The sequence below is a fragment of the Aestuariivirga sp. genome (assembly GCF_046294715.1).
Taxonomy (GTDB): domain Bacteria; phylum Pseudomonadota; class Alphaproteobacteria; order Rhizobiales; family Aestuariivirgaceae; genus Aestuariivirga.
Genome location: NZ_JBKBKI010000009.1, coordinates 29,623 through 56,119, shown reverse-complemented (window position 1 = coordinate 56,119; position 26,497 = coordinate 29,623). Strand labels below are relative to the sequence as shown.

The window sequence follows — 26,497 nt, the reverse complement described above, 5'->3', positions numbered from 1 at the left end:
TGCGATGACGAAGATGCCCGGGCCTGCCTGGCCGGTGAAGACGCGTGAGATGTTCACCCATCACATCGACTCCAGGGTGTGGAACGGCTTCGGCTTCCGCGACGGCGACGTCGTCATCGCCACCTATGCGAAGTCCGGAACCACATGGATGCAGCAGATCGTATCGCAGCTGATCTTCGGGGGCGCCGAAGGGATCGTGCTTCACCAGCTCTCGCCCTGGATCGACCTCCGCGTCCTGCCGCCCGAGGCGCTGGCCGCCGTCGCCGCCCAGGAGCACCGCCGCTTCGTGAAGACCCACCTTCCGGCGGATGCGCTCGTCTTCTCTCCCAAGGCCCGCTACATCTACATCGGGCGCGACGGACGGGATTCGGCGTGGAGCCTGCACAATCACCACTACAACGCCACCGACGACTATTTCCGCCTCTACAATTCAGGCCTGCCTGACGGATTTCCGATTCTCGAAAGGGGCACGGGGGATCCTTGCGAGTTCTACCGCACCTGGTTCGAGCGGAACGGCCATCCGATGTGGCCCTTCTGGGAGCATGTGCGCTCGTGGTGGGAGGTTCGCTCCCTGCCGAACGTGCTCCTGGTCCACTTCAACGACATGAAGTCGGACCTCGAGGGCACGATCCGCCGGATCGCGGAATTCCTCGGAATGTCCGTGGGCGGAGAAACGCTCGCCCGCATCGTCTCCCACTGCAGCTTCGACTACATGAAGGCCCACGCGCCCGAGGTGGCGCCGCGCGGCGGCGCGGCCTGGAAGGGCGGGGCCGATACCTTCATCAACAAGGGAACCAACGGCCGCTGGCGCGACCGCCTCACGGCGGAGGACGTGGCGGCCTATGAAGAGCGCGCGCTGGCCGAGCTCGGCCCCCAATGCGCGCGCTGGCTCGCCACCGGCGGTGCGATTGCGGCCTAGGCGGGAAGAAGCCCCTCGTGGCCGAGGTGGCGCACCGCCGCGACGATGGCCCTGAAGCCCGCCATGGCCCCACGGCTCGCGTGGCGGGCCCGCCAGTAGGAATGGGCGAGGGCGGCCTCCTCGCGCAGTGTCGCCGGAACGCCCGCGGCGCGGAGCTTGGCGTGGAAGATCACGCCATCGTCATGCAGCGGGTCATGCCCCGCGACAGTGATGAAGGTGGGGGGAAGCCCCGCGGCGTCCTCCGCGAGGTTGGGAAGGGCAAGCGGATCCCGCCAGCTGGCGGAGCCCGGGGGCCCGAGCAGTGCTGCGAGGCAGTCCGCCATCTCGGCGCGGGTGAGGCCGGGAGCGGCGGCGTGGGTGCGGTAGGAGTCCGTTTCGAGATCCGCCCCGAGCGCGGGGTTGATCAGCACGAGGCCGCGCAGCGGCATTGCGCCCTGGCGCTTCAGGGCCAGCGCCAGGCCCGCCGCCACCTGGCCGCCGGCGCTGTCGCCCGCCGCGATGATGTGGGTGGGGTCGAGCCCGATGGCACGGCCGGAGCTTCGCATCCACTCCAGCACCGTGAGCGCATCCTCGACCTGCGCCGGGTGCCTGTGCTCGGGGGCCAGCCGATAGTCGAAGCACACCACCACCACGTCGGCCTCCTCCGCGAGCTCGGCGCAGATGTCGTCATGGGTCTCGCGGGATCCCATGGTCCAGCCGCCGCCATGGGCATAAAGCACGCCCGGCTTCGGCTCCTCTCCCGGCGGTCGGAAGATGCGCAGGGCGATGCCGTCGGCCTCGAGATCCTCCACCATGAGCCGGGCGGACCTCCGGGCGCGGGCGCGGCGGCATTGCGCCTCCCACGCCTCGCGCTGGCGGGCGAGCGGCCAGGAGGGGTCCCACGGCTCGCCCGAGGCGGCCTCGTCCTCGAGGTACTGGCGCATCTCCGCGTCGAATGGCGTGCCGCTCATGATCCCACTGTCCCTCGAGTCAATTCTGTCATATGCAGCTGCGAGTCTGCCGCAATGCAGTTCGCCCGTCCATTGATACAAATCATGTGGCCCTTCACCAGAAGCACACCGGCGCCGGAGGAAGCACAGGCAAGGGCAGCGGAGCCGCCACCTCCGGCCGTGGCCGAACTCGTGCAGGCCCTTCCGGACCCGGCACTCGTGATCGGCCGGGAGGGCGGCGTGATGCTCGCCAATGCGCTCGCCGCGGCGGTGCTCGAGGCCAATCCCTCGGGCCGTCACCTCTCGGCCTCGCTCCGCGTGCCCGCGGTGCTCGAGGCGGTGCAGGCGGTGGCGGGCGGCGAGGAGGCGGCGGCCGTGGAATACGAGATCCGCGTGCCCATGCCCAGGAGCTTCCGCGCCCATGTGGCGCCGCTCGGCCGCGGCGGGGCGGTGCTCCTCGTGCTGCGCGACCTGACGCGCGAGCAGCAGATCGAGCGCATGCGCGCCGATTTCGTGGCCAATGCCAGCCATGAGCTGCGAACGCCGCTCACCGCCCTCTCGGGCTTCCTCGAAACTATCCAGGGCGCGGCGCGGGACGACGAGAAGGCGCAGGCGAAGTTCCTGGGCCTGATGCGCAGCCAGGCCGAGCGCATGCGCCGCCTGATCGACGACCTTCTCTCCCTTTCCCGGATCGAGATGAACGAGCACGTGAAGCCTTCGGGCGAGGTCGATCTCGCCCAGGCCGCCGCCCATGTGCGCGATGTCCTCTCCGGCATGGCGCGCGAGTCGGGCTGCGAGCTGGCGCTCACCGGCGAAGGCCCGCTCACCGTGCCCGGAAGCCGCGACGAACTCGTCCAGGTCATCCAGAACCTCGTCGAGAACGCCATCAAGTATGGAAGCTCCGGCAAGAGGGTGGAAATGGTGCTGGGCCGGGAGGGCGGCTTCGCCGAGATCACCGTGCGCGACTTCGGCCCCGGCATTGCGGCCGAGCACATCCCGCGCCTCACCGAGCGCTTCTACCGGGTGAACGTGCAGGAAAGCCGCTCGCGCGGGGGCACCGGCCTCGGGCTTGCCATCGTCAAGCACATCGTCAACCGCCACCGCGGCCGCCTCCTCATCGCCTCGACGCCCGGCGAAGGCAGCGCGTTCACCGTCCGGCTGCCGCTAAAAACTTAGAAGTTTCAAAACGTTGTATCGTCATAAAAGTGTGATCCGAAGGTCACATAAGCGTTTTGTGCCGCTCATAGCTTCCGCCTGCCTTCAGACAGGAGAGACCAAGACATGAAACGCTTCCTTCTCGCCGCCAGCCTCGTCGCCCTGACCGCCGTGCCGGCCCTTGCCGCCCGCGACCAGATCCGCATCGTCGGCTCTTCCACCGTCTATCCCTTCACCACCGCCGTCGCCGAGCAGTTCGGCAAGAAGACCGGCATGAAGACGCCCGTCGTCGAATCGACCGGCACCGGCGGCGGCATGAAGATGTTCTGCGAAGGTGTCGGCGAGAACACGCCCGATGCCACCAACGCCTCCCGCCGCATGAAGAAGAGCGAATTCGAATCCTGCGCCAAGAACGGCGTCGACGGCATCGTCGAGATCGCCGTGGGCTTCGACGGGCTGACCATCGCCCACTCCAAGTCCGGCACGCCGATGAACACCTCCTTCAAGAACATCTTCCTGGCGCTCGCCAAGGAGGTTCCGGGAGCCGACGGCAAGCTGGTCCCCAACCCCTACACCATGTGGAACGAAATCGACCCCTCGCTTCCCGCCGCGAAGATCGAGGTGCTGGGCCCGCCGCCCACCTCCGGCACGCGCGACTCCTTCCATGAGCTCGTCATGGAGGCGGGCGCCCTCGAGATCGAATCCCTCGCCCAGCTGAAGAAGGACGACGCCAAGGCCTTCGAGGCGGTGTGGAAGTCGATCCGCGAGGACGGCGCCTATGTCGAGGCGGGCGAGAACGACAACGTCATCGTCCAGAAGCTCGAGGCCAACCCGAACGCCTTCGGCATCTTCGGCTTCTCCTTCCTGGAGGAGAACGCCGCGAAGCTGGTGGGCGTCGAGCTGGGCGGTGTGGCCCCCACCTTCGAGACCATCGCCGCAGGCGACTACAAGGCCTCGCGCAAGCTCTACGTCTATGTGAAGAAGCAGCATGTGGGCGTGATCCCGGGCCTTGCCGAATTCGCCGCCGAATACGTCTCTGATGCCGCCACCGGCGAGGATGGTTACCTGGGCGAGAAGGGCCTCGTGCCGCTTCCCGCCGACATGCACAAGGCCGCGGCCGCCGCCGTGGCCGCGATGGAACCCATGAAGGGCGATGAGCTGAAGTAGGCTCTTCACTCTTTGTTGGCCGGGGCGGCGCCGCGGATGTACCGGGCCGCCCTGGCTTCGATCTTTCTGCCGGAAGGCATGAGGCCGACATGACAGCGATCTATTTCCTGCTCCTCGCCGCGCTCGTGGCCTCCGCCTTTTTCCTGGCGCGCGCGCGTGCCGCCGGGATCGCGCATCCCTCCGAGCTTCATTCGCTGCCCGCCTATCACGGCCTCTTCGCCGCGGCGAGCGTTCTCCTTCCCATGCTGGCGGTGATCGTGATCGGCCTGCCGCTGGCCGAGCGCTATGCCGTATGGGCTGGGCTTTCGCCCTTCGAGCCTGCCGCACTCGCCGATCCCCTTCAGCGCGGCAGCCTTCTGCGCGACGTCGAGAACCTCATGCGCGGGCAGTACGCGGGCACGCCTTCGGCGGAACTCTCCGCCGCCGCCGCCGCCATGGCCGAGGCGCAAAGCCTCTCCGCCTGGGCGGTGCTCCTCCTCGGCGCGGGCGCGGGGTTCGCCGGGCTGTGGTTCGCGCTCGCCCGCGTCCGCCCGGACTTCCGGGCACGGAACGGTTTCGAGCGCATCACGGCGATCGTGCTGCTCGCCTGTTCGGCCGTCGCCGTCCTCACCACCATCGGCATCATCTTCTCGGTTCTGTTCGAGACGCTGCGCTTCTTCAGCAAGGTTCCGGTCAGCGAGTTCCTGTTCGGCCTGCACTGGTCGCCGCAGACGGCGATCCGCGCCGACCAGGGCGGCTCCTCCGGCGCCTTCGGCATCCTGCCGCTCCTCGCCGGCACCTTCCTCATCACGGCGATCGCCATGCTGGTGGCTGGCCCCATCGGCCTCTTCGCCGCGATCTACATGGCGGAATATGCCTCCGACAGGATGCGCGCCTTCGCCAAGCCCGTGCTCGAGATCCTGGCCGGCATTCCCACCGTGGTGCTCGGCTTCTTCGCCGCCCTCACCGTGGCGCCGCTGATCCGCGGCTGGGGCGAGTCCATCGGCCTCTCCGTCGCCTCCGAGTCCGCGCTCGCCGCCGGCCTCGTGATGGGCATGATGATCATCCCCTTCGTCTCCTCGCTGTCGGACGACGTCATCAACGCCGTGCCGCAGTCGCTGCGCGACGGCTCCTACGCCATGGGGGCGACGCGCTCCGAGACCATCAGGAAGGTGGTTCTGCCGGCGGCACTGCCCGGCATCGTATCGGCCTTCATGCTGGCGATCTCGCGCGCCGTGGGCGAGACGATGATCGTCGTCATGGCGGCGGGGCTCGCCGCCAACCTCACCTTCAACCCGCTCGAGGCGGTGACCACCATCACGGTGCAGATCAAGACCATCCTCGTGGGCGACCAGGAATTCGACTCGGCCAAGACGCTCTCCGCCTTCGCGCTGGGCTTCGTGCTGTTCTTCTTCACCCTGATCCTCAACTTCATCGCGCTCCGCGTCGTGCAGCGCTACAGGGAACAATATGACTGAGCTGAGCGCCGCAAGGCCGGTGGCCTCCATGCGCGGAGAGGCGGCGAAAGCGCGGATCGCCAGGCGCTACGCCGCGGAGCGCCGCTTCCGCTTCTATGGCATCGCCGCCATCCTGGTGACGGCCACCTTCGTGGCCGTGCTGCTGATCGACATCCTCATGAAGGGCCTGCCTGCCTTCACCGAGCACCGCCTCGTCCTGACCCTGACGGCCTCCGCCGAGGCGCTCGACCCGCAGAGCACGGGAAATCCCGACACGATCCGCGCCGGCGATTTCGACGGCCTCGTCCGGGACGGGTTGCGCGAGCTCCTGCCAGGCGTCACCGGCCGGTCGAACCGCAAGCTCCTGAACGGGCTGTTGAGTTCGGGTGCCGCCGACGACTTCCGCAATCTGCTGGTGGCCGATCCCTCGCTCATCGGCAGCAACGTGCGGATCACGGCACTGCTCTCCGACGACGCCGACCAGTATCTCAAGGGCTACCAGACGGAGCTCAGCCGGCGCAGCGTCAGGGCACCGCTCGCCATCGCCGCCGAGGGCGATCTCGTCCGTCTCACCGCCACGGGGCCGGAATTCGCAGCCGAACTCGCCCGCATCCAGGCTTTCGCCTCCCGCGAGCTTCAGGCCCGGACGCCGGAGCTCACGCGCCTCGAGGCGGCGCTGAAGGCCGCCGAGCAGGGCCGCGCCCTCGCCGATCAGCGCCTCTCCGCCGTCAACGGTGCCGAAGGTCAGGGGAGTGCCGAGGGAGCCGCGGCCGATCTCGCCCGCTTCGAGGCCGACATCTCCGCCCTCGCCGCCAAGCGCGACGCGCTGAAGGCGAAGCTCGCGGCACTCTCGGCGCGGCTCGGCGAGACGGGCGGCGCGCAGGCGATCGACGGCAATCTCCCGAGCCTCGTCGTCGAGGCGGCGGGCGGCGCCTTCCGCGTCACCGAGCTTTCGGAGAACTCGGTCCTCGCCGAGCCGGTCGTGCCGGCCACTGCCCAGTCCGCCGATACATGGAGCGTCCTTACCATCGAAACGCCGGAGACCGGCCGGCGCACCTCCGACCGCGAGGCGATCTGGCTCGAGACGCTGAAGGCCCAGGGTGCAATCGAGAGCGGCTTCGCCTGGCGCTTCTTCACCTCGGGCGACTCGCGCGAGGCGGAGCTCGCCGGCATCAGGGGCGCGCTGGTGGGCTCGGCCCTGACCCTCTTCGTGACGCTCCTCATCTGCCTGCCGCTCGGCGTGGGCGCGGCGATCTATCTCGAGGAGTTCGCGCCCAAGAACCGCCTGACCGACCTGATCGAGATCAACATCAACAATCTCGCGGCCGTACCCTCGATCGTCTTCGGCCTGCTCGGGCTCGCGGTGTTCCTCAACTTCTTCGACCTGCCGCGCTCGGCGCCGCTGGTTGGCGGCCTTGTGCTGGCGCTCCTGGTGCTGCCCACCATCATCATCGCCTCGCGCGCCGCGCTGAAGGCCGTGCCGCCCTCGATCAAGGAGGCGGCCCTCGGCGTCGGGGCCTCGCACCAGCAGGCGATCTTCCACCACGTGCTGCCGCTCGCCGTGCCGGGGATCATGACCGGCACCATCATCGGCATGGCCCATGCCCTGGGCGAGACCGCACCTCTCCTGATGATCGGCATGGTGGCCTTCATCGTCGACGTGCCGGAATCGATCACCGCCGCGGCGACCGCCATGCCGGTGCAGATCTATCTCTGGTCGGACCTGCCGGAACAGGCCTTCCAGGCCAAGACGGCGGCGGCGATCATCGTGCTCCTCGCCTTCCTCTTCCTCATGAACGCCCTCGCCATCTACACCCGCAAGCGCTTCGAAAGGCGCTGGTGAAGCAGACAGGTCAATACAGATGAACGCCCCCGTCCCCTTCGAGACCCTCGTGACGCCGCAGAGCCCGCGCATCATGGCCGAGCGCGAGACGAAGATATCCGCCCGCAACGTCGACGTCTTCTATGGCGAGAAGCACGCCATCCGGAACCTGTCGATCGACATTCCCGACCGCGCCGTCTCGGCCTTCATCGGCCCCTCGGGCTGCGGCAAGTCCACCTTCCTTCGCGCCATCAACCGGATGAACGACACGATCGCATCGGCCCGCGTGACGGGCGGCATCGCCGTCGACGGCGAGGACATCTACGACTCCGCAATCGACGTGGTTCAGCTCCGCGCCCGCGTCGGCATGGTGTTCCAGAAGCCCAACCCCTTCCCCAAGTCGATCTTCGAGAACGTCGCCTACGGCCCGCGCATCCACGGCCTTGCCCGGAACAAGACCGATCTCGAGGAGATCGTCGTCTCGAGCCTGAAGAAGGCGGGCCTGTTCGAGGAGGTGAAGGACCGGCTCGACCATCCCGGCACCGGTCTTTCCGGCGGCCAGCAGCAGCGCCTCTGCATCGCCCGCGCCATCGCGGTCAATCCCGAGGTGATCCTGATGGACGAGCCCTGCTCGGCCCTCGACCCGATCGCCACCGCCAGGATCGAGGAGCTGATCGACGAACTCCGCCAGAACTACTGCATCGTCATCGTCACCCACTCGATGCAGCAGGCCGCGCGCGTCTCGCAGCTCACCGCCTTCTTCCACCTGGGCACCCTCGTCGAGTATGGCGATACCGACGAGATGTTCACCGCACCCCAGGAAAAGCGCACGCAGGACTACATCACGGGCCGCTTCGGCTGAGCTTGAGGAGAAACCGCATGTCGGACCACATCGTAAGGGCCTATGACGAGGACCTTGCCCACCTCAAGACCATGCTGGCGCAGATGGGGGGCCTCGTCGAGCAGCAGCTCGACGACGCGATCGACGCGCTGGCCCGCCGCGACACGGCGCTGGCCGACCGCGTCATCCAGAACGACGAGAAGGTGGACGCGCTCGAGCACCAGGTGGAGGAGAAGGCCATCCTCACCATCGCCAAGCGCCAGCCGATGGCGCGCGACCTGCGCGAGATCATGGTGGCGATCCGGGTGGCCTCCGACCTCGAACGCATCGGCGACCTGGCCAAGAACACGGCCAAGCGCACCCACGCCATGTCCGACCAGCTGCCGCGCAAGCTCATGGCGGGCGTCACCCGCATGGGGAGGCTCGCGCAGGTGGAGCTCAAGAACATCCTCGATGCCTATTCGCGCTCGGACGCCACCATGGCGCTCGACGTGTGGCGCTCCGACGAGGACCTCGACGCCCTCTACAACTCGATCTTCCGCGAGCTCCTCACCTACATGATGGAGGATCCGCGCAACATCGGGCTGTGCACGCACCTGCTCTTCGGCGCCAAGAACATGGAGCGTATCGGCGACCATGCGACGAACATCGCCGAGAACATCCACTACCTCGTGTACGGCAAGCCGCTGAGCGAAGGCCGGCCCAAGAAGGACGTGACGTCCTCGCTCCGGGTCGAAGGCTTCCGGCCGTCGGACGAGTGACATGAGCGCCTCCATCCTGGTCGTCGAGGACGAGGAGCCGATCCAGATCCTCCTTGCCTACAATCTCGAGGCGGAGGGCTACCGCGTGCGCCAGACGGCCGATGGCGAGGAGGTGATGCGCCTCCTCGCCGAGGAGCGTCCGGACCTGATCCTGCTCGACTGGATGCTGCCCGGCATGTCGGGGATCGAGGTCTGCCGCCTGCTGCGCACGAAGCCCGAGACGCGCGACATCCCGATCATCATGCTCACCGCGAGGAGCGAGGAGGCCGAGCGGGTGAGGGGGCTCGCCACCGGCGCGGACGACTACATGGTGAAGCCCTTCTCGGTTCCCGAGCTCCTGGCGCGCATCCGCACCATCCTGCGCCGCATCAATCCCGAAGCCGTTGCCGACCAGCTGAAGGCCGGCGACCTCTCGCTCGACCGGCGCAGCCGCCGGGTGACCCGGGGCACGCGCGACATCAATCTTTCGCCCACCGAGTTCCGGCTTCTCGAACAGCTGATGCAGAGCCCGGGCCGGGTCTATTCGCGCGGCCAGCTCCTCGACACGGTGTGGGGGCGCGACGTCTACGTGGACGAGCGCACGGTTGACGTTCATGTGGGCCGGCTGCGGAAGTCGCTGAGCCGCGGCCGCGAGCCAGATCCCATCCGCACCGTGCGCGGCATGGGCTATGCCTTCGACGAGAGGTTCGGCCGAACAGGGTAGGGAGTGATTTGCAGTCTTTTCTCCCGCGCGGAATGCGCCGGATGAGGGCATGCGGTGCCTGCGTGGGCAAGAGGCCCTAACGCGTCCTTCGGGCACCCTCTCCCATCCTTCGGACGGGAGAGGGGAATTCGGTCCTATTCCCTGTCGCCCGCCTCAGCCGAAGGCCATCCGGCGGTTCCGCCGGTCCTGGATTGGCTGGTAGGCGAGCCTCGCATGGTATTCGCAATAGGGCGAGCCGTCGCGGGGGCCGTGGCCGCAGAAGCAGAATTCCTCGCTGCCCGGATCGCCGATCGGCCATTTGCAGGTCTTGTCCGAGAGATGGAGGATGGTGACGCGGCCGTCCTTCGGCAGGTCGACGAGACGCAGGGGCTGCGGCTCGGGCAGCGCCGCCGGGCGCAGCTGCACCTCGGCGCGCAGCATGGGTTTCAGCGCCGTGCTGCCGGCGGTGGGAAGGCTCGGCGTGCTGCCGCCCGCCCTCGGCGCGAGGCTCGGCTCGCGCTGCTTTCTCTGGGTGCGCGGCTGGGCGGCGCGCTGCTGCTGCACCCTGCCGGAAAGATTGAGCCTGTGCACCTTGCCGATCACGGCATTGCGGGTGACACCCGCCCCGAGGCGGCCGGCAATCTGGCTGGCGCTGAGGCCTTCCGCCCACAGCTTCTTGAGAAGCTCGACGCGTTCATCTGTCCAGGACAATTTCGCCCCTCCTAGATTGGTTTCCTGCGCTTCCACCAACGGAATCCCTCATGCTGCGCCGGACCCGCTCCGTTCCGGCGTAATTGATCACGTGAACTGACTGTTAGACGCTACATCTCGTAGCCGATGGTCCCGAGCCTACTATACGCGGTGACTCGCCCGCAACCACGCGCGCCGGAATCGGGACTGTTTTCCCCAGTTTCCCGCCCCCGGCCCTGGTTAACGAAACCTTATCAGCGCCGCGAATCGGGGGTCCATGCGCTGTTTTGACTCAGTGTGGATAACCGTGAATCATTCGCTGGCGCCCGTGAATCACTCCTCGCACGCCGCCGATTGACCCTCCGCCATCATGGATTTATATGGCTTTTTCAAGCGATGGGCGCCCTCCGGTTCAAGGCGGGCGCCTTTTGGTTTTCCGAACAGCAAGGCCCGCCATGATCCCTCCCGTCCTGCCGACCTACGCCAGAGCGAACGTCTCCTTCGAGCGGGGCGAGGGCGTGCGCGTCTTCACGCCGGATGGCGAGAGCTATCTCGACTTCGGCGCGGGTGTCGCGGTGACGAGCTGCGGCCACTGCCACCCGCACCTCGTCGAGGCGCTCACCGAGCAGGCCAGGAAGATCTGGCACACCTCCAACCTCTACCAGATGCCGGGCCAGGAGAAGCTGGCGAAGAGGCTCATCGAGGCGAGCTTCGCCGACACCGTGTTCTTCACCAATTCCGGCGCGGAGGCGCTCGAATGCGCGATCAAGATGGCGCGCAAGTTCCACGCGGCGAACGGCCACCCGGAGCGCTACCGGCTGGTCACCTTCGAAGGCGCCTTCCACGGCCGCACGCTCGCCACCATCGCGGCGGGCGGGCAGGCCAAGTATCTCGAGGGCTTCGGCCCCAAGGTCGAGGGTTTCGACCAGGTGCCTTTCGGCGAGGAGGCGGCGCTGAAGCAGGCGATCGGCCCGGAGACGGCGGGAATCCTGATCGAGCCGGTGCAGGGCGAGGGCGGCATCCGCGCCGTGCCGCCGCAATTCCTGAAGATGCTGCGCCAGCTCTGCGATGCCAACGGGCTGCTTCTGATCTTCGACGAGGTGCAATGCGGCATCGGGCGCACCGGCAAGCTCTTCGCCCATGAATGGGCGGGGGTTGCGCCCGACATCATGGCGATCGCCAAGGGCATCGGCGGCGGCTTCCCGCTCGGCGCCTGCCTCGCCACCGAGAAGGCGGCCGCCGGCATGACGGCGGGAACTCACGGCTCGACCTTCGGCGGCAATCCGCTGGCGACCGCGGTCGGAAACGCCGTGCTCGATGTGGTCCTGGCGCCGGGCTTCCTCGAGGGCGTGCAGCAACGCGCCCTCGCGCTGAAGCAGAAGCTCGCCGCGCTGAAGGACCAGCACCCCGCGATCATCGATGAGGTGCGCGGAACCGGTCTCATGATGGGCATCAGGTGCAAGGTGCCGAACACCGCCTTCCAGGCCGCCGCGCTCGACCAGCATCTCCTCGTCATCGGCGCGGGCGACAACGTCGTGCGCCTGCTGCCGCCGCTCATCGTCACCGACGCCGACATCGCCGAAGCGGTGGAGAAGCTCGACCGCGCCGCCCGCGCGCTCGAGGCGAAGCCAGCGGCCTGAGTAACGGACATGACCGCACCGAAGCATTTCCTTGACATTTCCGATTTCGACGCCGGAACGCTGAACGCCATCCTCGCCAAGGCCCGCGCCATGAAGGACGGCCGCAGGGGCAGGCCCAAGGGGCTGACGGAGAAGGATGCGCCGCTCGCCGGCCGCATGCTGGCGCTGATCTTCGAGCGGCCCTCGACGAGGACCCGCGTCTCCTTCGAGGTCGCCATGCGGCAGATGGGCGGTGCGACGCTGGTGCTCTCCTCGAACGACATGCAGCTCGGCCGCGGCGAGACGGTCGCCGACACGGCCCGCGTGCTGTCGCGCTATGTCGATGCCATCATGATCCGCGCCGCGCGCCACTCCAACCTCACGGAACTCGCGGCGGCAGCCACCGTTCCCGTCATCAACGGCCTGACCGATCTCACGCATCCCTGCCAGGTCATGGCGGACGTGATGACGCTGGAGGAGCATGTGGCGCCCCTGAAGGAGCTGACGGTGAGCTGGATCGGCGACGGCAACAATGTCGCCGCCTCCTGGATCCATGCCGTCGCCCGGCTGGGCGGCACGCTGAAGCTCGGAACCCCGAAGGAACTCGAGCCCGCGCCGGCACTCATGGCCTGGGCGAAGGCACAGGGTGCGGCCGTCAGCGTCACGCGCTCGCCGGAGGAGGCCGTCCAGGGCGCCCATTGCGTCATCACCGATGCCTGGGTCTCAATGCACGACACGGACGCCGCGAGCCGGCACAATCTGCTCCGCCCCTATCAGGTGAACGCGGCGCTGATGGCGCACGCGGCTCCCGGCGCCAGGTTCATGCACTGCCTCCCCGCCCACCGCGGCGAGGAAGTGACCGACGAGGTGATGGACGGCCCGAACTCCCTGATCCTCGAGGAGGCCGAGAACCGTCTCCACATCCAGAAGAGCATCCTGCTCCACTGCCTGGGTGCGTGATGGCGGATGCCGTGAGCCTTCCGGGCGAGGACCTCGTCCTGCCCTTCGAGATCAGGCCGCTCGGCGTGCGCGGAAGGCTGGTGCGGCTGGGTGCCGCCGTCGACGACATCCTCCACCGCCACGACTATCCCGCCGCCGTCTCCTCGCTTCTCGCGGAAGCCGTGGCGCTCACCGCCATGCTCGGCGCGATGCTGAAATTCGACGGCAAGTTCATCCTCCAGACCAAGACCGACGGGCCGGTGGACATGCTGGTGGCCGACTACGTCTCGCCGGGCAAGATCAGGGGCTATGCCCGCTTCGATGCGGCCCGCGTCGCGGCGCTTGAGAACCCGGCACAGGCGGCCCTTCTTGGCTCGGGCTACCTCGCCATGACGGTTGACCAGGGCCCGGACATGGAGCGCTACCAGGGCATCGTGCCGCTGGACGGCGGCGACCTGACCGCCGCCGCCCACAGCTATTTCGAGAAGTCCGAGCAGATCCCCACCCGCATCCGCATGGCGGCGGGGCCGCTATTGCAGCGCGGCAGCCGGGCGGAGAGCTGGCGCGCCGGCGCGGTGATGGTGCAGCACCTGCCGCGCGAGGGGGGCGCGAGCCCGCTTCCCACCCATTCCGGCGACAATCCGGAAGGGGCCGACGCATCACCCCGGGAACATGACGACTGGGTCAAGGCGAGGCTGCTGCTCGACACGGTGGAGGACCATGAGCTGCTCGACCCGCAGCTCTCCGCCGAACGCCTGCTCTACCGGCTCTACCACGAGGACGGGGTGACCGCCTGGCCGGCGACGCCGCTGGCGCGCTACTGCAGCTGTTCGCAGGACTCGATCGCCCGGATGCTGGCGCGCTTCCCCGAGGAAGACCGGGCGGACATGGTGGAAAACGGCGAGATCGCCGTCACCTGCGAGTTCTGCTCCACCACCTACCGGGTGAGGCCCGGCGAGCTGGAGCGCTGAGGCGGCTGGGCACGCCTTGATCGCGCGTTCAATTCACGCTCCCGTCATGAGAGTGTCGTTGACGGCGGGAAATCTCCATGACAGGTTCAGCCGCAGCGGGCGAACCCCTGAAGGAGACAGGCAAATGACCGAGTTCGAAATGAAACTGAAGGCCGCCGGAACGGCGGTGGCGCGGGGCAAGCTGTCGCGCCGCGATTTCATCCAGCTGGCGCTGGCTTCCGGCGTGACGCTGGCCGCCGCCCAGACGATGTTCGCAAAGGCGGCGCGCGCCGAGCCCAAGAAGGGCGGGCTGTTCAAGTTCGGCTCCGGCCACGGCTCGACCACCGACACGCTCGACCCGGCAACCTGGGCCAACGGGTTCAATTTCCAGTTCGGCAAGTCGGTGATGGGTGCGCCGCTTGCCCAGATCGACCAGAAGGGCGGCCTCGTTCCGCATGTGGCCGAGAGCTTCGAGCCCGCCGACGGGGCCAAGAAGTGGATCATCAAGCTCCGCAAGGGCATCACCTTCCACAATGGCAAGTCGCTGACCGCCGACGACGTGGTGGCCACCATCAACTACCACATCGGTCCGGACTCCAAGTCCCCGGTGAAGGACTTCATGAACTCCATCACGTCCATCAAGGCCGACGGGCCGGAGACGGTGGTGGTCGAGCTCAATTCGCCCAATGCCGATTTCCCCTACCTCACCACCGACTATCACCTTCCGATCTATCCCTCGGCGGACGGCAAGATCGAATGGGAGAAGGGCATCGGCGCGGGCCCCTACATCCTCAAGTCCTATGAGCCCGGCGTGAAGCTCACCGCCGAGCGCAATCCGAACTACTTCAAGGACACCTGGTTCGACGCGATCGAGATGCTGACGATCGCCGACGTCGCCGCGCGCACCAACGCCTATCTTTCGGGCGAGGTGCATTTCATCGACCGCGCCGACCTCAAGACCATCGACATGCTGAAGAACGCGCCGGACACGGAGATCTATAACCAGAGCGGCCCGACGCCCTACACGGCACCCATGCTCTGCGACACGGCTCCGTTCAACGACGTGAACGTCCGTCTGGCGATCAAGCACGCCATCAACCGGCAGGACCTCGTCGACAAGATCCTCTTCGGCTACGGCAAGCCCGGCAACGACAACCTGATCGGCCAGTCGATGAAATATGCGACCAACCCGGAGCCGATCCACAGCTACGATCCCGACAAGGCGAAGAGCTACCTGAAGAAGGCCGGGCTCGAGAACCTCAAGGTCGATCTCTCGGCCCCGCCCAGTGCGGCCTTCCCGGGAGCGCTTGACGCAGCTCAGCTCATGCAGAGCCATGCCCAGGCGGCCGGCATCGAGATCAACGTGGTGCGCGAGCCGGACGACGGCTACTGGTCGAACGTCTGGCTGAAGAAGCCCTGGTCCATGTGCTACTGGGGTTCTCGCCCGACGATCGACATGATGTTCACCACCTCGCTCGCCGCCGACGCCGCCTGGAACGACACGCGCTGGAAGAACCCGCGCTTCAACGAACTCCTGGTCCAGGCCCGGGGCGAGACCGACGAGGCCAAGCGCCAGGCGATGTATGCCGAGATGCAGCAGCTCCTGCATGACGACGGCGGCCAGCTGGTGCTGATGTTCTACAACTTCGTCGGTGCGCTGAACACCGCCATCGGCCACGGCGAGTTCAACTCCGACCAGGACAGCGACGGCGGCTACATGGTGGAGCGCTGGTGGATGGCCTGACGGCCCGACACATTACATAAATTTGTGGATCCAGACCCCGTCAAGCCAATTGACGGGGTCTTTTCGTCGTGAGAACGTCATCGTCCGACGGCGACAACCACAGATATACCAAGAGGAAATCTCAAGGGTCTCTGGACAAGAGAGGGCGGCCACCAGCCGCACGCCGTTGAGCTGTGGATAATCTGCCGGCTGTGCCGGTCAAGGGAGAGACGATGAAGGACATTCAGGAGAAACTCGGCACCGCGTTGCGCGAGGCCGTCCGCGGCCGCATTAGCCGGCGCGAATTCACCCAGCTGGCGCTGGCCTCGGGCGTGAGCCTCGCCGCCGCGAACGGCATGCTGAGCAGGGCTCAGGCCGATGAGCCCAAGAAGGGCGGCACCTTCAAGATCGGCGTGGGCCATGGCGCCACGACGGACTCGATGGACCCCGGCCTCTATCCCGACCAGTTCACCGGCACTGCGCTGTGGGGCACGCTGGCCAACAGCCTCACCGAGATCGACGCCGACGGCAACGTCGTGGGCGACGTGGCCGAGAGCTTCGAGCCCTCTGACGGCGCCAAGAAATGGGTCTTCAAGGTGCGCAAGGGCATCACCTTCCACGATGGCCGGACGGTGACGGCCGAGGACGTCGTCGCCTCGCTGGTGCATCACCAGGCCGAGAACTCCAAGTCCGCCGCCAAGTCGCTGCTGAAGGAGATCGTTTCCCTCAAGGCCGATGGCCCTGAGACCGTGGTCTTCGAGCTCTCCGGCGGCAACGCCGACTTCCCCTATACCGTCTCCGACTACCACATGCCGATCATGCCGAAGAAGGACGACGGTTCGGTGGACTGGGAATCCGGCATTCGCACCGGCGCCTACAAGCTCGAGAAGTTCGAGCCCGGCGTGAAGGCCTCCTTCACGAGGAACGAGAATTACTACAAGCCGGGCAAGGGCTGGTTCGACCGGGTCGAATTCTACTCGATCAAGGACGTGGCGGCACGCACCAACGCGCTGCTCTCGGGCGAGATCCACTACATGGACCGCTGCGACCTCAAGACGCTGGACCAGCTGAAGTCCAACCCGGACATCGACGTCTCCGAGATCACCGGCTATGGCCACTACATCTACGTCATGAACGTCACGCAGAAGCCCTTCGACGATGTGAACGTCAGGCTTGCCATCAAGCATTCGATGAACCGCGACGACGTTCTCGAGAAGGTGTTCCTCGGCCACGGCACGGTTGGCAACGACAACCCCATCGCGCCGACGGTGAAGTTCGCCGTCGATCCGCAGCCGCGTCACAGCTACAACCCCGACAAGGCGAGGGAATACCTGAAGAAGGCGGGCCTCGAGACGCTGGCCTTCGACCTCTCCGTGGCCGATGCCGCCTTCGCCGGCGCTGTCGATTCCGCCATCCTGTGGAAGGAACATGCCAAGGCCTGCGGCATCGACATCAATGTCATCAAGGAGCCGGATGACGGCTACTGGGACAATGTCTGGCTGAAGAAGCCCTTCGTGGCCTCCTACTGGAGCGGCCGCCCCACCGTGGACTGGATGATGACCACCGCCTATGCGGCGGATGCCGCCTGGAACGACACGTTCTGGAAGCACCCGCGCTTCAACGAGCTGCTCATCGCCGCCCGCTCCGAGACGGACGAAGCCAAGCGCGCCGCCATGTATGCCGAGATGCAGCAGATCCTGCATGACGACGGCGGCCTCATCAACATGCTCTTCAACTCATATGTCGAGGCGCATGTGAAGACCCTCGGCCACGGCAAGGTGGCGGCCAACTGGCAGCTCGACGGCATGCGCGTGGCCGAGCGCTGGTGGTTCACCTCCTGAGCTGACGGAGCGACATCCGACGGAAGGGGCCGGAATGCCGCAGCGCAATCCGGCCCTTGCCATTTTTGCAGTAGCGTGACGGTGACGTTCTGCTACTCTTGTCCGTCGGGGGGCCCGGCAAGAGGCCCATGGGGAGAAGCATGCATCCGGTTCTGAAAACCGTCCTGCAGCGCTTGGGACTTGGATTGCTGACGCTGTTCGCCGTGTCGGTCGTGATCTTCGCGTCCCTCGAGATGCTGCCTGGTGGCTTCGCAGAGGCCATCCTCGGCCAGGGCGCAACGCCCGAGACAGTCGCCGCCTTCAATCGCGAAATCGGGCTCGACCGCCCGGCGACGGTACGTTACGTCGAGTGGATCGGCGGAATCCTCACGGGCGATTTCGGTTATTCCTATGCCGGGCTCGGCGGCTCGATCAAGCGCAGCGTGACGGACCTCATCGCGCCCAGGCTCTACAACACCTTCTTCCTCGCCCTGATGACGGCGATCGTGGCGGTGCCGCTGTCGCTCCTGCTCGGCATCCTCGCCGCACTCTACCGCAACAGCTGGTATGACCGCATCGTCAACTCAGTGACGCTCACCACCATCGCCACGCCTGAGTTCTTCATCGCCTATCTGCTGATGTTCTTCTTCGCCATCAAGAACAAGTGGTTCTATTCGCTCTCGACCGTATCGGACGCGACGCCCTTTCTCGAGCACATCTACCGCGCGGGTCTGCCCGCGATCACGCTGACGCTGGTCATCGTTGCCCACATGATGCGCATGACCAGGGCCGCCCTCATCAACCTGCTCGCCAGCCCCTACATGGAAATGGCGCAGCTCAAGGGCGTGCCGCGCCGCGAGGCAATCATCAAGCATGCCCTTCCCAATGCGTGGGCGCCGATCGCCACCGTGATCGCCTTCAACCTCGCCTATCTGGTGGTGGGCGTGGTGGTGGTCGAGGTGGTCTTCGTCTACCCGGGCATCGGGCAATTGATGGTCGACTCGGTCTCGAGCCGCGACATGCCGGTCGTGCAGGCGTGTGCCCTGATCTTCGCGGCCACCTACATCCTCCTCAACCTCTCGGCCGACATCATCTCGATCGTCACCAACCCGCGCCTCCTGCACCCGAAATGACCGCGCAAGCCCCCGACATCCGCTCCGTCCGCGCCCGCCGCACCTTCTGGGAGAATGCGCGCCGCACGCTGGCCACCGCACCCTTCAGCGCCTGGTTCGGCATGATCGTGATCCTGATCTACGTGATCGCCGCCGTCTTCGCGCCGCTGATCGCGCCCTATGGCGAGGCCGAAGTCGTCGGCAAGGCCTACCAGCCTTCGGGGCCGGAGTTCTGGCTCGGCACCGACCAGATCGGCCGCGACCTGTTCTCCCGCCTGATCTACGGCGCCCGCAACACCATCGGCATCGCCTTCATGACGACGCTGCTCTCCTTCGCCATCGGCGGCACGCTGGGCGTGCTGACCGCACTCCGCAGCGGCTGGCTCGACCAGTCGATCTCGCGCATCGTCGACGCCTTTCTGGCGATCCCCGTCCTCATCTTCGCGCTGATGCTTCTCGCCGTCTTCGGGAAGAGCGTCATAAACCTGATCTTCATCCTGGCGCTGCTCGATTCCACCCGCGTCTTCCGGCTCGCCCGCGCCACCGCGCTCGACGTCGTGGTGATGGACTACGTCGAGGCGGCGAAACTCCGCGGCGAGGGCATGGGCTGGATCATCTTCCGCGAGGTGTTGCCCAACATCCTGCCGCCGATGATCACCGAGTTCGGCCTCAGGTTCTGCTTCGTCTTCCTCACCATCTCGGCCCTCTCCTTCCTCGGCGTCGGCATCCAGCCGCCCACCGCCGACTGGGGCTCCATGGTGGCCGAGAGCAAGACCCTCATCACCTTCCCGGTGCGGACCTTCCCCTGGATCCCGGCGCCCTTCTACCCGGCCATCGCCATCGCGCTCCTCACCGTGGCGATCAATTTCGTGGTGGACTGGTTCCTCCACAAGACGAGCGGGCTGCGCGATGAAAAGTGAAGCGACGAAGAGCGACGGGCAGCGCGTCAAGGGCGCGACACTCCTCGAGATCAGGGGGCTGCGCATCGAGGGCAACAGCGACGGCGTCTGGCACCCGATCGTCAAGGGCGTGGACCTCACGCTGAAGCGCGGCGAGGTCCTGGGCCTCATCGGCGAGTCGGGGGCCGGCAAGTCGACGATCGGGTTAGCCGCCATGGGCTTCGCGAGGCCCGGCTGCCGTATCGTCGGCGGCTCGATCACGTTCGACGGCATCGATCTGCGCGCCGCGAGCGAGGATGAGCGGCGCGAGCTCTGGGGTTCGCGCATCGCCTACGTGGCGCAGAGTGCGGCTGCCGCCTTCAACCCGGCGCACAGGCTGATCGACCAGACGATCGAGACGGTGGTGCGCAAGGGCATCAGGGATGAGGACAAGGCGGTGGCCGATGCCGTCGACCTCTACCGCCGCCTGCAGCTTCCCAATCCCGAGAGGATCGGGGAGCGCTATCCGCACCAGGTCTCGGGCGGGCAGTTGCAGCGCGCCATGACCGCCATGGCCATGTCCTGCCGGCCGGACCTCATCATCTTCGACGAGCCGACGACTGCGCTCGACGTCACCACCCAGGTCGAGGTGCTGGCGGCGATGCGCAACATCGTGGAGCAATTCCACACCGCCGCCATCTACATCACCCATGACCTCGCGGTCGTGGCGCAGATGGCCGACCGCATCATGGTGCTGCGCCACGGACTCGAGGTGGAGGAGGCGCCCACCCGCGAGATGCTGAAGGAGCCGAAGCAGGACTACACCCGCTCGCTCTGGGCGGTGCGCAAGCTCGCCAAGGAGGAATCGATCAGCGACGACGTGGCGCTCCAGGTGCGCAATGTCGATGCGAGCTATTCCGGCGTGGTGAAGGTTCTCGACAACGTGTCGGTGCGCCTGCCGCGCGGCCGCACGGTGGCCGTGGTGGGGGAATCCGGCTCCGGCAAGTCCACGCTCGCCCGCGCCATCACCGGCCTCCTGCCGCCGTCGCGCGGCGACATCCTGTTCAACGGCAAGCCGCTGCCGCGCGCCCTGAAGGACCGTGACAAGGAAACGCTCCGCCGCATCCAGATGATCTACCAGTCGGCGGATACCTCGCTCAACCCGCGCCAGACCATTCGCGACATCATCGGCCGGCCGGTCGAATTCTACCGCGGCATCAAGGGCGCGGCGTGCGACCGCCGGGTGGCGGAACTGCTCGACGCCATCGAACTCAACGAGAGCTACATCGACCGGCTTCCGACCGAGCTCTCGGGCGGCCAGAAGCAGCGCATCTCGATCGCCCGCGCGCTCGCCGCCGAGCCGGAGATCATCATCTGCGACGAGGTCACTTCGGCGCTGGACCAGATCGTCCAGGAGGAGATCCTGAAGCTGCTGATGAAACTGCAGAGGGAAACCAATGTCTCATATCTCTTCATCACCCATGACATCGCCACCGTGCGGGCGATTTCGGACGAGATCGTGGTGATGCACCAGGGCCGGGTGGTGCAGCAGGGCCCCAAGACGCAGGTGCTGAACCCGCCCTATCCGGCCTACACCGAACTCCTGCTTTCCTCCGTGCCGCAGATGGACCCTGACTGGCTCACCAATCTTCTCGCCCAGCGCAGCCGGGCGAAGGAGCGGGCCTGAGGATCGTGCAGGCCGTGCCCGCTTCCGTTTCAACCGAGCCCTGGAAGACCATCGGAGGCCTCCGCTTCATGGAGGCAGGCGAGGGCGAACCCATCGTGTTCATCCATGGCGAGGGTGGGGAAGCTGCCGCCTGGCAGGACCAGTTTGAAGCCTTCGCCGCCACTCACCGTGTGATCGCTCCTGATCTCGCCGGGGAGGATGCCGCAACCGAAATCAGGCGGCTTCTCGACGATCTCGCCGTTCCCTCTGCCAATCTCGTCGGCCACGCCGAGGGCGGCCGCGCTGCCCTGGCACTCGCCGCATCTCATCCGCAACGGGTCAGGCGCCTCGCTCTCCTGAACTGCGTTCCTGATGCCGAAGGCCTGCCGCTCATCCTCTGCCCGGTCCTCTCTGTGGCTGTTGCTGCCGACGCAGCGAGGTCAGAGGCGCTGGCCCGGGCCCTGCCGCGGGGCCGCGGCGCCGTGATCGCAGGGGCGGGTGCCGACATGCCCTTCACCCACGCGGCAGAGACTGCGGCGCTGCTCGCCGGTTTCCTCTCCGAGCGCCTCAGCAGCTTCGACAACCGCGAACTCCGCACCGCCTTCGGCAGCTTCATGACCGGGGTGACCATCGTCACCACCGCCGGCGTCGACGGACAGCCGCGCGGCTTTACCGCCAACAGCTTCACCTCGGTCTCGCTCGAGCCTCCGCTGCTGATGATGTGCATCGGCAAGTCCGCCGCCAGCATCGACGTCTTCCGCCAGGCTCGCGGCTTCGCCATCAACATCCTGTCGGAGGCGCAGAAGGACACCTCCGTGCTCTTCGCCTCGAAGCGGCCGGACAAGTTCGATGTGGCGCGCTGGCGCCGCGGGCCCTTCGGCAATCCCCTGATCGAGGGCTCCGCCGCCTGGTTCGACTGCGCGCGCTACCAAGTGATCGATGCAGGCGATCACATCATCCTGATGGGCCACATCGAGGCCTTCTCCTATTCGGACGCCAATCCGCTGGGCTACGCCCGCGGCCACTACATCACGCTGGGCCTCGAGCAGGCGGCGGTGAACGCCGCGATCTCCGCCAGCCGCACCGTGGTGGGGGCGATCCTCGAGAGCGACAACCGCCTCGTGCTGCTTCCCGATCCATCGCGCCCCAACGGCCTTTCGCTGCCCGAGGCGGGACGACAGGGCCAGAACGGCAGCGCCTCGCAGCTTCATGAAATGCTCAGGCGCGAAGGCATGGATGCGACGCTGGGGTTCCTCTTTGCCGTCTACGAGAACCCCGACACCCGCGAGCAGTGCATCTATTACCGCGGCGAGGCGCTGCTTCATGCGCGGGGCCGTACCGTGCTGGCCGATTTCGAGGACATCCCCTGGGACAAGCTGCCCGACGAGGCGACGCGCTCCATGCTTCGGCGCTATGCGGCCGAACGCAAGATCGGCCGTTTCCGCATCTATTCCGGCGACCACCGCCAGGGCACCGTCAAGGCCGTGGACTAGCCAGGCGTCCCCCGGTTGATAGACGCCTATCAGGAATTGACAAAAACGCCGGGAAGGCTTTGATGAAGCATGGCCAGGGCTACCATCGAGGATGTCGCGGAGGAGGCGGGCGTCAGCGTCGCGACGGTCGATCGCGTGCTGAACGGCCGCGCCGCCGTGAGGCCCCGGACGGCCGAGCGGGTGGCCCAGGCGATCCGCCGCCTCAATTACCAGCCGGACCGGCTGGCGGCCCGCCTCGCGCGCGCCCGGGAATACCGCTTCTGCTTCATCCTGCCGGAAGGCAGCAACGCCTTCATGATCGCGCTCGCCGATGCGGTGCGCGAGGAAGCGGCCCGCATGGCCGGCGAGAAGGTGGCGATCGACCTCTTCCATACCGACGTGTTCGACGCCCAGGCGCTCGCCGCCACGCTGGACGGGATCGGCACCGCCTATGACGGCACGGCCGTCGTGGCGCTGGACCACCCGCGCGTGCGCGAGGCCATCAATGCGCTGAGCGAGCGCGGTGTCAGCGTCGTGACGCTCGTCTCCGACGTGCCGAACTCGAAACGCATCCATTATGTCGGCATCGACAATTCCGCCGCCGGCCGCACCGCCGGCACGCTGATGGGCCGCTACACCTGCGGGCGGCGCGGCAAGGTGGGGCTCATCGCCGGATCGCTGTCGCTCCGCGACCATGTGGAGCGGCAGTTCGGTTTCGAGCAGGTGATCGCCGCCGACTTCCCGAACCTTGCGCTGCTTCCGGTGCGCGAAGGCCGCGACGACAGCGCGAAGATGCTGAGGCTCGCCGAGCAGCTGATCGCCGACCACCCCGACCTCGTCGGCATCTACAATGTCGGTGCGGGCTCGCGCGGGATCGCGGCGGCGCTGGCGCAGGCAGGCCGTTCGCGCGACATCGTGTTCATCACTCATGAGCTGACGGACGACACGCGCCGGGCGCTGATCGACGGCACGATCGACATCATCATCAACCAGGATGCCGGCCACGAGGTGAGAAGCGCCATCCGCGTGCTCATGTGCAAGGCCGACCGGGCACCCATCGTGGACGCCATGGAGCGCATCCGCATCGACATCTACCTGCGCGACAACATTCCGTGAGGGGGCACATGTATCTCGGGCTGGATTTCGGAACGTCATCGGTGAAGGGCGTGCTGATCGACGGAAAGCAGAAGATCCTGGCGACGGCGTCCGCACCCCTCAAGGTCTCTCGGCCGCAGCCCGGCTGGTCGGAGCAGAACCCCGAAGACTGGTGGAAGGCCTGCAACGTGGTCGTCAAATCGCTCGGCAGGATGAAGCCCAAGGCGGTTGCCGCCGTGGAGGGCATCGGGCTCTCCGGTCAGCAGCATGGAGCCACATTGCTCGGCAAGGATGGGAAGCCGCTCCGTCCCTGCATCCTGTGGAACGATGCGCGCGCCTTCCGCGAATGCGACGACATCGAGGCTGCGGAGCCCAAGGCCCGCGCCATCTCGGGCAACATCCCGCTCGCCGGCTTCACCGCCCCGAAGCTCGTCTGGGTGAAGAAGCACGAGCCGAAAGTCTTCGGGAAGGTGGCGAAGGTGCTGCTGCCCAAGGACTACATCCGCTTCCGCATGACCGGCGAGTTCGCCTCCGACATGTCCGACTCCTCCGGCACCTACTGGCTTGACGTCGCCCGCCGCGACTGGTCGGACCGGCTGCTGGCCGCCTCCGGCATGAACCTCGAGCAGATGCCGAAGCTCTACGAGGGAACCGACGCGACGGGCCGCCTCACCGCCGCCGTCGCCAAGGCCTGGGGCATGCCGAAGCGGCCGGTGGTGGCAGGCGGCGGCGGCGACAACGCGGCGGCGGCCTGCGGCATCGGCGCGGTCACGGACAACGCCGCCCTCGTCTCGATCGGCACCTCGGGCGTGATGTTCGTCTCGAACGACCAGTTCCGCCCCAACGCAGGGCGCGCCGTCCATGCCTTCTGCCATGCGGTGCCCAACACCTGGCATCAGATGGGGGTGATCCTCTCCGCCGCGGCGAGCCTCGAATGGCTCGCGGGCGTGCTGGGCGTTCCCGCCCCAAAGCTGACGGCCGCGCTCGGAACGAAACTCTCAGGGCCATCGCCGGCGCTGATGCTGCCTTATCTCTCGGGCGAGCGCACGCCCGTGGCGGATGCCCAGGTGCGCGGTCTCATCATGGGACTTGGGCATGAGAGCGACCACAGGACGCTCACCCACGCGGCCCTCGACGCCGTGGCCTTCGCCTTCCGCGACTCGCTCGAGGCGCTGAAGGATGCGGGAACGGAAGTGAAGCGCGTCACCGCCGTAGGCGGCGGCTCGAAGTCGGAACTCTGGCTCCGGATCATCGCCACCGTGCTGGGCGTTCCCGTCGATCTCCCGGCGGCGGGGAACGTGGGCGGCGACTTCTGCGCGGCGCGCCTCGGCCTCATCGCCGCGACGGGCGCGGACTACCGCAAGGTTCTCACCGCTCCCAGGACGGCGCGCACCATCAGGCCCGAGCCCAGGGCGCGCGAGGCCTACGAGGCCCATTACCGGCGCTATGCCGGCATCTATCCCGCCATCAAGGAGATCTATCGCTGATGACTGAGTTCTATTCCCGGAAGGAGCCGGTCCGCTACGAGGGCCCGGATTCCACGAGCGATCTCGCCTTCCGCTGGTACAACCCGGACCAGAAGGTGATGGGCAAGACCATGCGCGAGCACATGCGCTTCGCCGTCGCCTACTGGCACACGCTGTGCTGGCCGGGCACCGACCCCTTTGGCGGCGACACCTTCATGCGCCGGTGGCACCACTTGGGCGACGAGATGGCGGCCGCCCGGATGAAGGCCGACCTGATGTTCGAGACATTGGAACTGCTCGGCATCGACTTCTTCTGTTTCCATGACCTCGACATCGCGCCGGAAGGCAAGTCGCTTAAGGAGTTCAACGCCAACGTCACCGAGATCGCGAAAGTCTTCGAGAAGAAGATGGCGGCGAAGAACAAGAAGCTTCTCTGGGGCACGGCCAACATGTTCTCGAACCGCCGCTTCATGGCCGGTGCCGCCACCAACCCGGACCCCGACGTCTTCGCCTATTGCGCAGCGCAGGTGAAGCATTGCCTGGACGTGACGAAGGACCTCGACGGCGCCAACTACGTGATGTGGGGAGGCCGCGAGGGCTACGAGACCCTGGTCAACACCAACATCGGACAGGAACTCGAGCAGGCGAAGCGTTTCCTCGCCATGGTGGTCGAGTACAAGCACAGGATCGGCTTCAAGGGCCCGATCCTGATCGAGCCCAAGCCGCAGGAGCCCACCAAGCACCAGTACGACTATGACGTTGCCACGGTCTTCGCCACGATCAACGCGCTGGGCCTCAAGGAGGACGTGAAGGTCAACATCGAGCAGAACCATGCGATCCTCGCCGGCCACACCTTCGAGCACGAGATCGCTCTCGCCGCGGCGCTGGGCATCTTCGGCGGCATCGACATCAACCGTGGCGACTACCAGTCCGGCTGGGACACCGACCAGTTCGCGATGAACGTGCCGGAGATGTCGCTCGCCTTCCTCGAGATCCTGAAGGCCGGAGGATTCACCACGGGCGGTCTCAATTTCGACGCCAAGATCAGACGCCAGTCGATCGACCCCGACGACATTCTCCACGCCCATGTGGGCTCCATGGACGCTTGCGCGCGGGGCCTCCTCATCGCGGCGAAGATCCTGGAGGAGGGCAAGCTCGGCCGCATCGTCTCCGAGCGTTACGCGAAATGGAGCGAGCCGAAGAACCGCGCCATGCTGGAGGGGAGAGAAACGCTCGAGTCGATCGCCGCGCGCGTCCATGCCGAGGGCATCGAGCCACAGCCGAAATCCGGCCAGCAGGAGCGAATCGAGAACCTGCTCAACTCCTACATCTGAAGACACGAATTCCAGGGAGGA

General features: G+C 66.8%; 21 protein-coding genes and 2 pseudogenes. 21 read left to right on the top strand and 2 right to left on the bottom strand.

The features are described 5' to 3' along the window. Positions 1–4: 4 nt before the first annotated feature. Entirely contained in the window at positions 5–919 is a 915-nt protein-coding gene (locus tag ACK4HL_RS08510) for a sulfotransferase domain-containing protein (protein ID WP_409758623.1), read from the top strand. Here ACK4HL_RS08510 and ACK4HL_RS08505 read toward each other — a convergent pair. Next, positions 916–1,869 (bottom strand): alpha/beta hydrolase, encoded by a 954-nt coding sequence (locus ACK4HL_RS08505; protein ID WP_409758620.1) that lies wholly within the window; start codon positions 1,867–1,869, stop codon positions 916–918. The genes ACK4HL_RS08510 and ACK4HL_RS08505 overlap by 4 nt on opposite strands. A 159-nt stretch (positions 1,870–2,028) precedes the next feature. On the opposite strand from ACK4HL_RS08505, the gene ACK4HL_RS08500 reads away from it, so the two are divergent. The 8 genes and pseudogenes from ACK4HL_RS08500 to phoB all read left to right on the top strand — a co-directional run bounded on the left by ACK4HL_RS08500 (position 2,029) and on the right by phoB (position 9,733). Continuing rightward, on the top strand, positions 2,029–3,024 hold the full coding sequence (locus tag ACK4HL_RS08500) for an ATP-binding protein (RefSeq protein WP_409758617.1): 996 nt from the start codon (positions 2,029–2,031) through the stop codon (positions 3,022–3,024). 105 nt (positions 3,025–3,129) lie between these two features. Next, positions 3,130–4,170: a PstS family phosphate ABC transporter substrate-binding protein gene (locus ACK4HL_RS08495; RefSeq protein WP_409758614.1), complete on the top strand. Its 1,041-nt coding sequence runs from the start codon at positions 3,130–3,132 to the stop codon at positions 4,168–4,170. Positions 4,171–4,259: 89 nt separating this feature from the next. Beyond that, positions 4,260–5,627 (top strand): phosphate ABC transporter permease subunit PstC, encoded by a 1,368-nt coding sequence (gene pstC, locus ACK4HL_RS08490; RefSeq protein WP_409758611.1) that lies wholly within the window; start codon positions 4,260–4,262, stop codon positions 5,625–5,627. Beyond that, positions 5,620–6,099: pseudogene (locus ACK4HL_RS08485) on the top strand (DUF3333 domain-containing protein); the annotation flags it as partial. The gene pstC and the pseudogene ACK4HL_RS08485, both read left to right, overlap by 8 nt. 528 nt (positions 6,100–6,627) lie before the next feature. After that, positions 6,628–7,449: pseudogene (pstA, locus tag ACK4HL_RS08480) on the top strand (phosphate ABC transporter permease PstA); the annotation flags it as partial. A gap of 73 nt (positions 7,450–7,522) precedes the next feature. Then, positions 7,523–8,290 (top strand): phosphate ABC transporter ATP-binding protein PstB, encoded by a 768-nt coding sequence (pstB, locus tag ACK4HL_RS08475; protein ID WP_409758887.1) that lies wholly within the window; start codon positions 7,523–7,525, stop codon positions 8,288–8,290. A gap of 17 nt (positions 8,291–8,307) precedes the next feature. After that, entirely contained in the window at positions 8,308–9,030 is a 723-nt protein-coding gene (phoU, locus tag ACK4HL_RS08470; RefSeq protein ID WP_409758608.1) for a phosphate signaling complex protein PhoU, read from the top strand. Position 9,031: 1 nt separating this feature from the next. Further along, on the top strand, positions 9,032–9,733 hold the full coding sequence (gene phoB / locus ACK4HL_RS08465) for a phosphate regulon transcriptional regulator PhoB (RefSeq protein ID WP_409758605.1): 702 nt from the start codon (positions 9,032–9,034) through the stop codon (positions 9,731–9,733). A 153-nt stretch (positions 9,734–9,886) separates the two neighbouring features. Here the strand turns inward: phoB and ACK4HL_RS08460 are convergent, their stop codons facing one another. Next, positions 9,887–10,423: a GcrA family cell cycle regulator gene (locus ACK4HL_RS08460; RefSeq protein ID WP_409758602.1), complete on the bottom strand. Its 537-nt coding sequence runs from the start codon at positions 10,421–10,423 to the stop codon at positions 9,887–9,889. A gap of 434 nt (positions 10,424–10,857) precedes the next feature. On the opposite strand from ACK4HL_RS08460, the gene ACK4HL_RS08455 reads away from it, so the two are divergent. The 12 genes from ACK4HL_RS08455 to xylA all read left to right on the top strand — a co-directional run bounded on the left by ACK4HL_RS08455 (position 10,858) and on the right by xylA (position 26,476). Next, positions 10,858–12,042, top strand: coding sequence for an aspartate aminotransferase family protein (locus ACK4HL_RS08455; protein WP_409758599.1), 1,185 nt, complete (start codon positions 10,858–10,860; stop codon positions 12,040–12,042). 9 nt (positions 12,043–12,051) lie between these two features. Next, positions 12,052–12,981: an ornithine carbamoyltransferase gene (gene argF / locus ACK4HL_RS08450; RefSeq protein WP_409758596.1), complete on the top strand. Its 930-nt coding sequence runs from the start codon at positions 12,052–12,054 to the stop codon at positions 12,979–12,981. Beyond that, positions 12,981–13,931: an Hsp33 family molecular chaperone gene (locus tag ACK4HL_RS08445; RefSeq protein ID WP_409758593.1), complete on the top strand. Its 951-nt coding sequence runs from the start codon at positions 12,981–12,983 to the stop codon at positions 13,929–13,931. Before argF ends, ACK4HL_RS08445 begins: the two co-directional genes overlap by 1 nt. Positions 13,932–14,055: 124 nt before the next feature. Continuing rightward, complete coding sequence (locus ACK4HL_RS08440) at positions 14,056–15,654, top strand: ABC transporter substrate-binding protein (protein ID WP_409758590.1); 1,599 nt, start codon at positions 14,056–14,058, stop codon at positions 15,652–15,654. Between the two features lie 212 nt (positions 15,655–15,866). Beyond that, the gene (locus ACK4HL_RS08435) at positions 15,867–17,474 is read left to right on the top strand and encodes an ABC transporter substrate-binding protein (RefSeq protein WP_409758587.1); all 1,608 of its coding nucleotides are present in this window, start codon (positions 15,867–15,869) and stop codon (positions 17,472–17,474) included. A 140-nt stretch (positions 17,475–17,614) separates the two neighbouring features. Beyond that, a complete protein-coding gene (locus ACK4HL_RS08430; RefSeq protein WP_409758584.1) occupies positions 17,615–18,586 on the top strand; it encodes an ABC transporter permease in 972 nt (323 codons plus the stop codon). After that, positions 18,583–19,485 (top strand): ABC transporter permease, encoded by a 903-nt coding sequence (locus ACK4HL_RS08425; RefSeq protein ID WP_409758581.1) that lies wholly within the window; start codon positions 18,583–18,585, stop codon positions 19,483–19,485. The genes ACK4HL_RS08430 and ACK4HL_RS08425 overlap by 4 nt, the downstream gene beginning before the upstream one ends. After that, the gene (locus ACK4HL_RS08420) at positions 19,475–21,130 is read left to right on the top strand and encodes an ABC transporter ATP-binding protein (protein WP_409758578.1); all 1,656 of its coding nucleotides are present in this window, start codon (positions 19,475–19,477) and stop codon (positions 21,128–21,130) included. Before ACK4HL_RS08425 ends, ACK4HL_RS08420 begins: the two co-directional genes overlap by 11 nt. A gap of 5 nt (positions 21,131–21,135) precedes the next feature. Next, the gene (locus ACK4HL_RS08415) at positions 21,136–22,602 is read left to right on the top strand and encodes an alpha/beta fold hydrolase (RefSeq protein WP_409758575.1); all 1,467 of its coding nucleotides are present in this window, start codon (positions 21,136–21,138) and stop codon (positions 22,600–22,602) included. Between the two features lie 69 nt (positions 22,603–22,671). After that, positions 22,672–23,697, top strand: coding sequence for a LacI family DNA-binding transcriptional regulator (locus tag ACK4HL_RS08410; RefSeq protein ID WP_409758572.1), 1,026 nt, complete (start codon positions 22,672–22,674; stop codon positions 23,695–23,697). A gap of 8 nt (positions 23,698–23,705) precedes the next feature. After that, entirely contained in the window at positions 23,706–25,163 is a 1,458-nt protein-coding gene (gene xylB / locus ACK4HL_RS08405) for a xylulokinase (protein WP_409758569.1), read from the top strand. Then, on the top strand, positions 25,160–26,476 hold the full coding sequence (gene xylA, locus ACK4HL_RS08400; RefSeq protein WP_409758884.1) for a xylose isomerase: 1,317 nt from the start codon (positions 25,160–25,162) through the stop codon (positions 26,474–26,476). The genes xylB and xylA overlap by 4 nt, the downstream gene beginning before the upstream one ends. Positions 26,477–26,497 lie beyond the last annotated feature (21 nt).